Genomic DNA, 11,255 nt, shown 5'->3' with positions numbered 1-11,255 from the left:
CTCGTGAATTCACATGATTTACTCGTGAATTCGTGCTATTTACTCGTGAATTCGGTCATTATATTCAATTGGTTCATTTGTTCGCATAAGTTATATAGATATTAATATCCCTAATCTGCCATTAAAAACAAAAAAAGAGACCATAAATGCACATTATCGAATTCGATAACGCATTCATGGTCTCTCCTGTTCTCCGGCCGAGTTATTAACTTGATTTCATTATAGCATACTCCAGCTCATTTGAGAAAGAATTCATGTTGTTTTTTATTTAAACGCCATTGCGGCATGTACGGCTTTCTTCCAGCCGTCATATAATTTTTCACTTTCTTGATCTTCCATGGATGGTTCAAAGGTTTTGTCCACCGCCCATTGCCGGGAGATTTCTTCTTGATCCTTCCAATACCCGACAGCAAGGCCGGCTAAGTATGCAGCACCTAATGCTGTAGTTTCATTTATGGTCGGCCTCTCGACGGGTACACGTAATAAGTCGCTCTGGAATTGCATCAAGAAGTCATTCTTGACTGCCCCGCCATCCACTCTTAATGTTTGCAGCTCGATTCCTGAATCCGCCTCCATTGCATCAAGGACATCCTTCGTTTGATACGCAAGTGATTCAAGTGTGGCGCGAATGAAATGTTCTTTTGACGTGCCGCGCGTCAAACCAAAAACGGCTCCCCGCACTTCGCTGTCCCAATATGGAGTTCCAAGTCCTACGAAAGCTGGTACCACATATACTCCATCCGTACTTTCCACCCGTTTTGCATAGGTTTCACTGTCCTTGGCATCATGCAGCATCCGCAGGCCATCGCGCAGCCATTGGATGGCGGAGCCAGCTACGAATATACTGCCTTCCAGTGCATATTCAACCTTCCCATTCAATCCCCAAGCAAGGGTCGTTAATAGTCCGTGTTCGGAGCTGACAGCCTTGGTTCCTGTATTCATGAGCATGAAACAGCCTGTTCCATACGTATTTTTAGCCATGCCTTCATTGAAGCAGGCTTGGCCGAATAATGCTGCCTGCTGATCACCGGCTGCCCCGGCGATCGGGATCGATTGGCCGAAGAAATGATATTCGATTGTACGTGCATATTCCTCAGAGGAAGGCCTCACTTCCGGCAGCATCGACTTTGGTACAGTCAATATCTCAAGCAGTTCTTCATCCCATTTCAGTTCATGGATATTGTACATCAATGTCCGGGATGCATTGGAATAGTCCGTTACATGAGCCTTGCCTCCTGATAGCTTCCAGATCAGCCAAGTATCGATGGTGCCGAATAACAGCTTGCCTTCATCTGCCTTTTGCCGTGCCCCTTCCACATTATCGAGGATCCATTTCACTTTCGTTCCGGAAAAATAGGCATCTATCAACAATCCCGTTTTATCCCGGAATAAATCATTAAGTCCCTTTTCCTTCAACTCATCACAGATTCCACTTGTTTGCCTGGACTGCCATACAATCGCATTATAGACAGGGGCACCTGTTTCCTTATCCCAAACGACTGCCGTTTCACGCTGATTGGTGATCCCGATACCGGCAATTTGCTCTGGCTTTACACCGGATTCAGATAGTACACCGGCAATCACCGCAAGGATCGATCCCCAAATCTCATTGGCGTTATGCTCGACCCAGCCTGGTTTAGGGAAATGCTGCGTGAATTCCTTTTGGGAGGAATGGACGATTTCCCCCTTTTCATTAAATAGAATCGCCCTCGAACTTGTTGTTCCTTGATCTAATGATAAAATGTATTTTTCCATTGTGTATGCCCCTCCTTTTAATTAACTAGCGATATTTCTGCTATCCATTTCATGTGACTGTTTTTTACCAAAAGCATAGGCTACTATCAATAGTACCAGGCTTGCACCCATAACAGACCAAAATCCTGCCGTCATTTCCCCCATAAAGAATGCCTTATAACAAACGGCACCAAGTGAACCCCCTACAATCGGTCCAATGACCGGAATCCATGAATAGCCCCAGTTGGAATTGCCTTTACCAGGTATCGGCAGCAAAAAGTGAGCGATGCGCGGCCCCAGGTCGCGAGCCGGGTTTATGGCGTATCCAGTCGTTCCCCCAAGTGACATCCCGATCACGACAATCAATAACCCGACTGCGAATGGGTTTAGACCCTCTGTAAAATCATTGGCTCCTATAAATAGTAAACCAAGAATAAGGATGAAAGTTCCAATCATCTCACTTAATAGATTTGAAAATGTGTGCGGGATTGCAGGTGAAGTCGCGAATACACCAAGCTTCGCCCCTGGATCATCCGTAGCTTTCCAGTGTGGCAAATAGTGCAGGAATACTAGAGTTGCGCCGAGTATCGCGCCAATCATCTGGGCAACGATGTAACCGGGCACATCACTCCATGGAAATTCTCCAATAATGGCAAACCCTACTGTGACCGCCGGGTTTAAATGCGCCCCGCTTATGGAACCCACTGCAAAAACACCCATGGTAACAGCCAATCCCCACGCAATCGTGATAACGATCCAGCCAGCATCTTTTGCATAGGAACCCTTTAAGGATGAACCTGCCCCAATACCTGCTCCGAATAAAACTAAAATCATCGTGCCTAACACTTCTCCCCAAAATGGAGTCATGATAAAACCCCTCCCCTGATAATTTTTTAAACCTTGCCAACAAATAAAAGGAGATCCACAGCAGAACTATCTTCATAAAAAAATTATGAATAGATCTGTTGTGAATCTCCTAGTCTCCGTCACATATATTAACTTGTACTGTAAAATATACTAGGTTATGAAAACGCTGTCAATATTTTATGAAAAATTAATCTATTTTTCTGTAATTTTTTTCAATTTCCCCTATTAGACGATATCCCATAATTCAGTTTTTGAAGTGGTGATTGACGAGGCTCCGGCATCAAGGGCATTCAGGACTTCATCCGAAGTACGTATGAGGCCACCTGCAAAAATCGGTGTCTGCAATCGTTCCTTCACTTCTTTTATCATCCATGGCATGGCGCCCGGCAATACTTCGATATAATCCGGCTTGGTTTTCTGCACCAGCTTATAACTTTTCTCAAGCGCATGTGAGTCTATTAAAAAGATTCGCTGGATGGCAATGACCCCTTTTTGCTTCGCCTTCAATATAACGCTTGATTTAGTCGAGATCAGCCCATAGGGATTATATTCCTGACAAATGAATTCTGTCGCGTACTCATCACTTCTTATGCCATGGATCAAATCGACATGATAAATCATTTTCTTATTATGCTGCTTTGCCATCATACTTACATTTTTCAATTGTGAGATATGCAAATCAAGAAACACACCTATTTCATAGGAACTTTCTAGAAATCTTTCAAAATCCTTCATGCTTGCTGAAGCAGGCAAAATCTTCTGATCCATCATTATCCTCCTTATTCCCAGAAAAACTCAAAACTTCAAGTCATTTAGTATATTTTAAAGAGCTTGATTTATCAAACACATTTTTTTCAGAACCATGTCTTCTTAACACTATCATACCTGGCACACCCTTTATAGATTGCGGCTAAGGATATATGTAAAATATCCCCTTGAATCATAAAGAAAGTTTCATTTTCAATGCACCTTCGGCGAGTTCATACGATTTAATTGTGCCAATGGGGATTTTTCTCACGATGCTCCAAGCATTAACATCCATTTTGATCGCTCTTTTTTCATATTCAAAAAATGGCGGTCTGTTAAATATCCTTTGGTTGATGAAATTCATGTCAATGGGTTCCACTTCCACTAATTCAAATGAAATCGTTCTTTTTTCCACATGAACCGGTTTTAATGTAATCCGGAAAGCTACGTTTTTCTTAAACATCATTTTTTTCACTTCCACCGTTCCGGAAAGCACAATATGCCTTGGCGTAATCTCGACTTTAATATCCTGACCAGATGATTTCATTTTTATGATTCTCTCTATCATGGCTTCAGTTACCGTAATCGGTATGCCATTTTCGAATGGACTCATCCTTGCATTCCCTCCCCAATCAAAGCATATGCCGGATTCCCTGATGCCGTTAACATTTCAGCCCGGATTAATAAACGGTATATTCGAAATATTCAAGCTCCCCCCTTGACCTTCATAAAAACTACCTGTATAGTCATAGTTAATTTAATAGACAACTCTTATCCAGAGAGGTGGAGGGACTGGCCCTTTGATGCCTCAGCAACAGACTGAATCTTGTACTGTGCTAATTCCAGAAGTGTAAAAACTTGAAGATAAGAAGAGTATATAGCCTTGTTGCCAACACCTCTTCTTATTTTTAAGAAGAGGTTTTTTATTTTTTAAAGGAAAGAAGGAATCAACATGTCAATCACATTAACGAAAGCACCATTCAAAGCGGACCACGTCGGTAGTTTATTAAGACCGGAACGTTTACATATTGCCAGAAAGGACTTTAAGGAAGGTACCATTTCAGTTGAGCGGCTTCGTGAAATTGAAACCGAAGAAATCAAACGGATCGTCGATAAACAAATTGAAGTTGGTTTAGAGGCCGTTACGGACGGTGAGTTCAGACGCACATGGTGGCACTTTGACTTCCTCGAACATTTAAATGGCATCGAGGGATATGTAACTGAAAAAGGCCTCACATTCGATGGTGTGGAAACAGAGAGATATAATGTTCGCAATACCGGGAAGGTTTCATTCAACCCTGAACATCCCTTCATTCGTGATTTCATTGAATTGGACAAAATCGTGAACGGACGTGCCGTTGCCAAGCAAACCATCCCCAGTCCGAATCAATTATTTGCTGCAGGCATTCATAATGAAGACGTCTACCCTGATATTGAAGACTATGCAAATGATATCATCAAAGCCTATCAGCATGCTTTGAAAGCCTTTTATGAAGCAGGTGTGCGTTATCTTCAATTGGATGATGTATATATTGCCAGACTTTCAGCTCCGGATTTCCAGTTCAAAGATGGAAAGTATACGAGGGAACAATTAATTGATCTTGCCCTCCGGGTCATTAATGGCGCATTGGAAGGCAAACCAGAAGATTTAATCGTCACTACCCACCTATGCCGCGGAAACTACCAGTCGACATGGGCGTTTGAAGGAAGCTATGCCCGTATCGCCCCTACTTTATTGGCAAAAGAGAACGTGGATGGATTCTTCTTGGAATATGATGATCAACGCTCAGGGGATTTCAAACCATTGGAATACATTCCAAATGGCGGTGCACGGGTCGTACTGGGTGTCATCACTTCAAAAAATGGGGAAATCGAGGACAAGGAAGCTGTTAAGGCACGCATTAAAGAAGCCTCGCACTTCGTTCCGCTCGAACAATTATGTTTAAGCCCTCAATGCGGCTTCGCCTCCACACATCACGGCAACAAGCTGACCGAAGCACAGCAATGGGAAAAACTGAAATTCGTCGTTGATGTAGCAAAAGAAGTATGGGAATGATTATTTTACGGAGACTTTAAAACTTATTTACAGGATGTGAACAACCTAATCGGCTTCAATATAAGCGTGTCGATTAGGTTTATACTTAAAACCCTAAAACTGAAAGCAAACAAAAAAAGAACGGCCACCAGCACGTTCCCTTTTACTTGCAGCTATCATCATCCTCCATTTTCTTCACGAATATATCATCCGTAACCCTATCTTCCAGCCTGTTCCTCAAGGCCAATTCCGCAGCCTTCCCATCACTAGGCGATCCGTCCGAGAAATACATCGGAAACAAGGAGAAAAACATAACATAGAAAGAAAAATAGATAAATTGATACCAGATTACCGAGCTGTCCAGGATATTCTGATACACCAAGCTATATATGATCAGCATGCTGACTAAATTAAAGATAGCTCCTCCTAAATAGATCAGCGTATTCGTCAATCGATTATCATGTTTCAATCCCTTGAACTCGCAAGTCCCATTCCAAAAATAGTATTTCCTCACCTCTATGTTCCGAAAGGCGAAAAGCTTATTGCCACAGCCGATCAATATTTTCTTTTCCGATCCCCCAAAGATCGTAACGAAGAAAATATGCCCGCTCAAATGTATCAATGTAACGATCGGCATGATCAAAAAAAAGGAAAATAGAAATTTAATGATATCAGAGAGACCAAACATATTTAACTAACCCTCCTTACCAGGATGCTACTCTGATACCCTGCCCACACTGCTTATAACTAGTAAATTTTCACAGTCATAATATGTTGCCTTCCACAAGTGATAAGAGGATAATTGTTCTCCTTCCGCTCCATTTCGATCTTGGAACGATTTTTTCGCCCCTCCTCCTTCTTTTTCGGCATTCAAAAAAAAACTGGCTATCACCTTCCGAAAACTCGGAAAAGTGATAGCCTTTACATCTTTATTTAGCGATTGGGGGTGCGAAGGATTTCTGTGTTGTTTTGTCCTGGCCTCAAGCCTGCATGTTTATATTCAGGGGTGAAAACCGATGTTTTGATCGGGCAGGCGATTTGCTTCTGGACATTTCCTTTTCCGTCAGGTACCTCGACGATCATTCCCCTCTCCTTCAACTGGGGGTGTTCGGCCGCTTCGCTGAAGGTCAGCACTGGTTCTGCGCAGGCCTCGAAATCAGCGAATATCTCCTGCCATTCATGAAAATCTCTTTCGAGGAAAGCAAATCGGACGGCCGTTTTAAACCTGATTCCGCTTTCTTCATCGCTTTCCATGCTCAGTTCATATAATTCGGGTGCACCGATCGCTTCACATAATGCTTTTCGAAAAGGGGGCTCAAGGCTGCCTACCGAAAAATAGCGTCCATCTTTCGTTTCGTAAAAGTCATAAAAAGACCCTCCGTTCAGCATCAGTTTTTCTGGTTCAAGTTCAAGGCCCCCTTGTAAATTCAGAGGTGCGGATATGGCATTCAAGGCAAAACTGCAGTCGGTCATGCTGATGTCGATGGCTTGGCCGAATCCTGTTCTTTCCCTGTGTATGACTGCAGATAATATTCCGATGACAGCATGCAGTGAGCCTCCGGCAAGATCTGCTATTTGGGTTCCGTTTTTTGCCGGGCCGTCCTTTTTCGTACCGGAATAGCCTGATAAGCCTGCTATCGAAATATAATTGATATCATGTCCCGGCCGGTCTTTATAAGGACCAGTCTGGCCGTAGCCCGTGATGGAACAGTAAATCAGCTTCGGGTTGATCGATTTTAATGCCCCATACCCCAGTCCCAGACGTTCCATGACACCTGGACGGAATTGTTCAATGACGATATCGTATTCCTTAACTAGGTTTCTTACGGATTCGATAGACTCGGATTGTTTTAAATCCAGTGTGATCGACTTCTTCGATCTGTTAAGATATTGGTTCACACCCCATGAATCCTTTGTCCCCGGCCTCTCCACCTTCAAAACATCCGCTCCTAAATCCGCTAGCATCAAAGTGGCAAATGGGCCTGGCAGTAACGTTGAAAAGTCCAATACTTTTAAATGAGTCAATAAGGTCATCAGGCGTGCACCTTCCCTTTCCCTTGAAAATAGTAAAAGCCTTCCAGTCGTTCCGTACATGCAATTTAGCCGAGTTTACGATTATCATATAACACCTACCATGATTTTTGTATAAATTCCCATTTAATAAAAATTAAAAGCCAGGAATCAGCTTCCTGGCTTTTGATGATAGCCTATAGAAAACAAGGAAAAGCCGGACAATTTAAAACTGCATTGTCCGGCTGCTTTTACTTAAAGCTCGTTCATTCATATTTTTTGTCAAAGTCAAATTCGACTTCATCAAGTTTTACGAATTTAGTTTTTCTTACAAATTTATAGCCAAGCCATAGACCAAGGAAAAGCGGGATTCCCAGGTATGCAGCTACAACACTGCCCCAATCGATATGGTCTGAGAAAAAAGCTTGGATATTTTGGGACAGGATGACGATCATGCCGATTAAAATGGCAAAGATCGGTCCGATCGGGAACCATAATGCCTTATATGGCAGCTTCTCCAATGAATGGCCTTGAGCGATGAACGCTTTCCGGAAACGGTAATGGCTGATGGAAATGCCGAGCCAAAAGATGAATCCTGTAATTCCGATGGCATTCATTAACCAAATATACACTTTACCATCGCCGAATATGGAGGCTAAAAAGGCCAGCATGCCGATGGAGCATGTCAAAATCATGCCTGCAACCGGTACGCCGCGTTTATTAAGTTTTGCAAAAATACGCGGTGCTTGCCCATCTTTTGCCATTGAGTATAACATACGAGTTGATGCATATAGACTTGAGTTACCTGCAGATAATACCGCTGTTAAAATGACGGCATTCATAAGCGAAGCGGCAAAGGCGACTCCAGCTTTTTCAAAAATGAGCGTGAATGGACTTACCATGACGTTATCACCCTGCAAACTTGAGTTCGTATATGGGATAAGCAGTCCTATTACGAAGATTGCCAATACGTAAAAGAGCAAGATCCTCCAGAAGACACTTTTAATGGCCTTCGGTATATTCCGTGCAGGATCTTCACTTTCCCCGGCCGCCACACCGACAATTTCAGTACCTTGAAAAGAAAAGCCCGCCGCTATGAAAACGATGAAGACACCCATGAACCCGCCCGGGAAAGGAGCGTCATCGACGGTGAAGTTTTTAAAGCCTACCGCTTCGCCGCCCATAATGCCGACGATCATTAGCAGCCCGACGATAATAAAAATAACGATGGCGGTTACTTTTATGAAGGAAAACCAGTATTCCCCTTCACCATATCCTTTAACGGATAAATAGTTCAATAGGAAAATGAGCACCAAGAATGATGAACTCCATAACAATGATGGACTATTCGGAAACCAGAATTTCATGATCATTGTCGAGGCTGCCAACTCTGCGGCTATCGTCATCGACCAATTGAACCAATACGTCCATCCCAAGGCAAAACCAAATGCCGGATCGACGAATTTCGATCCATAGGTACTGAAAGAGCCGCTTGTCGGCATAAAGGCTGCCAATTCCCCTAAGCTCGTCATCACGAAGTACACCATTGCCCCAACTAAGGCATAAGCAAGTAATGCCCCGCCTGGCCCAGCTGTATGAATGGCTGCACCGCTGCTGAGGAACAGCCCGGTACCAATAGCCCCGCCAATGGAAATCATCGTTAAATGGCGGGATTTCAAACCGCGCTTTAACCCTTGTTCTTCTTGCTTTGGAGGATGCAAGATGTCATTTTCTTGTTTTGGTATCATAATTTTTCATCCCTTTCTATATAAGCGCTTTCATATATGGGGAAATCATTTAATAAATTTTCCTATTTCATAGACTCTCAAATAGACCTAATTTACAATTCGAATTCCTTTTCTGAATATATGCAATTTTCATGCCAGTTTTACAAAGCGCACTATTCAACAAATTATCAAAAAAAATGCCCTCAATAGACAAATTTCTTTGCACGTTACGCCATGTTTTTTTGCACTTTATGCAATGTTTTTTTGCACATTTATTCATTTGGATTAATTTAAATACATTTAACAAATATTACTAAAAGAATATAATCAAAGAATATTTCTATTAAAATCCATTTTTCACCATTTTATTCCTTTAAATGTCATATTTTTTGCGAGTTTTCTCTATTTGATAATAATTACGAAACGATGTAAAAATGAGATATTCTCATGAAGGAGTTGAGTGTTATGAAAGGTAAGGTATTTTTAGGAACTGCACTATCCATCGGTCTATTATTTTCTGCTATTCCCCATCAAGAAGCTTTAGCGGCAAAAAATGTATTAAGTGTTGAAAAGTACAATAAGCATAGGGATTCGCTAGAATACAAGTCTGGGAAGCTTACAGACCCCTCAAAGCAAACGGCAGAAGATATCATTCTTACCTTTTTTGATGAAAACAAAAAGTCTTACAAGCTAGAAAAGCAAAAGGCGAAGGACTCCTTCACGATCGAGAAAGAGAGCAAGGATGAACTGGGCAATACCGTCCTTAAATTGCAACAAACCTATAAAGGCGTACCTGTATGGAATTCCACACAAGCCGTATTGATTGACGCTAAAGGTGTATTGACCGTCGTGTCCGGTACGGTTGAAGCCAATCTAAACACGAAATTAGGGAAAAAGGCTAAAAAAGGCATCAGTGAATCCGAAGCTATCAAAATAGCTGAAGCGGATCTGGGGTTCACCCCTGCCTACGAGCAATCACCTGAATCTGACCTGTATGTATACGCAAATGAAGGCAAGGCCGATTATGTATATAAAGTCAATTTGAAATTCTTAAGTCCGGAACCAGGAAATCATAATTATTTCATTTCAGTCAAAACGGGTAAAATCCTGAATAAATATAATACACTGGATGAAGTGACCGGGACCAACTCCGTCGGAACGGGCACTGGCGTCTTAAACAATACGGTGTCGCTGAACACTACCTTATCCAACGGTCAATACTACTTACAAGACAATACACGCGGTAAAGGCATCTACACGTATAACGCCAATAACCGTTCAAGATTGCCTGGTACACTCTTTTCCAACACAACAAATGCTTTTACTGCTTCTGCCGATAAAGCTGCGGTGGATGCCCATTATTATGCGGGTAAAACCTATGATTATTACAAATCCACATTTGGCCGGGACTCCTATGATGGTAATGGAACCATCCTGAAATCAACCGTCCATTATGGCTCAAGATACAATAATGCTTTCTGGGATGGCACCCAAATGGTTTACGGTGATGGAGATGGCACTACATTCATCCCATTGTCCGGCGGTCTCGATGTCGTTGCACATGAATTGACGCATGCCGTCACTTCCTCAGAATCGAACCTTACCTATCAATATGAATCCGGTGCTTTGAATGAAGCCATATCTGATATTTTTGGCACGGTCGTAGAATTTAAGAATCAAAGTGCCAAAGCCGATTATTTGGTCGGGGAAGATATTTACACACCTAACATTTCAGGTGATGCACTCCGCTCGATGGCTAATCCAACATTGAATGGGGACCCTGACCATTATTCGGACCGTTATACAGGAACGGGTGATAATGGCGGAGTCCACACGAACAGCGGGATCATTAATAAGGCAGCTTATTTAATCTCTGCAGGCGGAACCCACCATGGCGTGAGTGTGTCCGGAATCGGCATTGATAAACTAGGAACCATCTTTTATCGGGCAAACACAACATATTTAACTTCCTCGTCGACTTTTTCACAAGCAAGGGCGGCGGTCATACAATCGGCCTCTGATTTATACGGTTCAAGCAGTGCAGAAGTCACAGCTGTCAAAAATGCCTTTACAGCTGTCGGTGTGAATTAAGAGATTTACCTATATATCAAACACCTCCCTAGCTTCCCTGCTAG

At 42.5% G+C, this 11,255-nt stretch carries 9 protein-coding genes and 1 riboswitch; of the genes, 2 read left to right on the top strand and 7 right to left on the bottom strand.

Going from position 1 to position 11,255, the window contains the following annotated elements:
- Positions 1-264: 264 nt before the first annotated feature.
- From glpK to J7I96_RS08440, 4 genes are all read right to left on the bottom strand, one after another.
- Positions 265-1,755, bottom strand: coding sequence for a glycerol kinase GlpK (gene glpK / locus J7I96_RS08455; RefSeq protein WP_214773164.1), 1,491 nt, complete (start codon positions 1,753-1,755; stop codon positions 265-267).
- A 21-nt stretch (positions 1,756-1,776) separates the two neighbouring features.
- The gene (locus J7I96_RS08450; RefSeq protein ID WP_214773163.1) at positions 1,777-2,601 is read right to left on the bottom strand and encodes an MIP/aquaporin family protein; all 825 of its coding nucleotides are present in this window, start codon (positions 2,599-2,601) and stop codon (positions 1,777-1,779) included.
- Positions 2,602-2,826: 225 nt separating this feature from the next.
- Positions 2,827-3,369: a glycerol-3-phosphate responsive antiterminator gene (locus J7I96_RS08445; RefSeq protein ID WP_048683275.1), complete on the bottom strand. Its 543-nt coding sequence runs from the start codon at positions 3,367-3,369 to the stop codon at positions 2,827-2,829.
- Between the two features lie 172 nt (positions 3,370-3,541).
- A complete protein-coding gene (locus J7I96_RS08440) occupies positions 3,542-3,961 on the bottom strand; it encodes a hypothetical protein (protein WP_214773162.1) in 420 nt (139 codons plus the stop codon).
- Positions 3,962-4,116: 155 nt separating this feature from the next.
- A riboswitch (SAM riboswitch) is annotated at positions 4,117-4,219 on the top strand.
- Between the two features lie 81 nt (positions 4,220-4,300).
- On the opposite strand from J7I96_RS08440, the gene J7I96_RS08435 reads away from it, so the two are divergent.
- On the top strand, positions 4,301-5,404 hold the full coding sequence (locus J7I96_RS08435) for a 5-methyltetrahydropteroyltriglutamate--homocysteine S-methyltransferase (protein WP_214773161.1): 1,104 nt from the start codon (positions 4,301-4,303) through the stop codon (positions 5,402-5,404).
- A gap of 142 nt (positions 5,405-5,546) precedes the next feature.
- On the opposite strand, the gene J7I96_RS08430 is transcribed toward J7I96_RS08435, so the two are convergent.
- The 3 genes from J7I96_RS08430 to J7I96_RS08420 form a co-directional block, all read right to left on the bottom strand.
- Positions 5,547-6,071 (bottom strand): hypothetical protein, encoded by a 525-nt coding sequence (locus J7I96_RS08430; protein ID WP_214922495.1) that lies wholly within the window; start codon positions 6,069-6,071, stop codon positions 5,547-5,549.
- Between the two features lie 245 nt (positions 6,072-6,316).
- The gene (locus J7I96_RS08425) at positions 6,317-7,417 is read right to left on the bottom strand and encodes a CaiB/BaiF CoA transferase family protein (RefSeq protein WP_214922496.1); all 1,101 of its coding nucleotides are present in this window, start codon (positions 7,415-7,417) and stop codon (positions 6,317-6,319) included.
- Between the two features lie 242 nt (positions 7,418-7,659).
- Complete coding sequence (locus tag J7I96_RS08420) at positions 7,660-9,141, bottom strand: amino acid permease (protein WP_048683255.1); 1,482 nt, start codon at positions 9,139-9,141, stop codon at positions 7,660-7,662.
- A 444-nt stretch (positions 9,142-9,585) separates the two neighbouring features.
- On the opposite strand from J7I96_RS08420, the gene J7I96_RS08415 reads away from it, so the two are divergent.
- A complete protein-coding gene (locus J7I96_RS08415; protein ID WP_214773158.1) occupies positions 9,586-11,211 on the top strand; it encodes a M4 family metallopeptidase in 1,626 nt (541 codons plus the stop codon).
- The last annotated feature ends 44 nt before the right edge of the window (positions 11,212-11,255 follow it).

Origin of the sequence: Bacillus sp. ISL-78, assembly GCF_018613455.1 — a bacterium.
Lineage (GTDB): Bacteria > Bacillota > Bacilli > Bacillales > DSM-1321 > Peribacillus > Peribacillus frigoritolerans.
The sequence above is the reverse complement of the archived record's forward strand: the minus strand, read 5'-3'. Positions and strand labels throughout refer to the sequence as shown.

Bases quoted from the DNA above. Each gene is read 5' to 3' on its own strand.
- glpK (WP_214773164.1), bottom strand. From the start codon at position 1,755: ATGGAAAAATACATTTTATCATTAGATCAAGGAACAACAAGTTCGAGG.
- J7I96_RS08450 (WP_214773163.1), bottom strand. From the start codon at position 2,601: ATGACTCCATTTTGGGGAGAAGTGTTAGGCACGATGATTTTAGTTTTA.
- J7I96_RS08445 (WP_048683275.1), bottom strand. From the start codon at position 3,369: ATGGATCAGAAGATTTTGCCTGCTTCAGCAAGCATGAAGGATTTTGAA.
- J7I96_RS08440 (WP_214773162.1), bottom strand. From the start codon at position 3,961: ATGAGTCCATTCGAAAATGGCATACCGATTACGGTAACTGAAGCCATG.
- J7I96_RS08435 (WP_214773161.1), top strand. From the start codon at position 4,301: ATGTCAATCACATTAACGAAAGCACCATTCAAAGCGGACCACGTCGGT.
- J7I96_RS08430 (WP_214922495.1), bottom strand. From the start codon at position 6,071: ATGTTTGGTCTCTCTGATATCATTAAATTTCTATTTTCCTTTTTTTTG.
- J7I96_RS08425 (WP_214922496.1), bottom strand. From the start codon at position 7,417: ATGACCTTATTGACTCATTTAAAAGTATTGGACTTTTCAACGTTACTG.
- J7I96_RS08420 (WP_048683255.1), bottom strand. From the start codon at position 9,141: ATGATACCAAAACAAGAAAATGACATCTTGCATCCTCCAAAGCAAGAA.
- J7I96_RS08415 (WP_214773158.1), top strand. From the start codon at position 9,586: ATGAAAGGTAAGGTATTTTTAGGAACTGCACTATCCATCGGTCTATTA.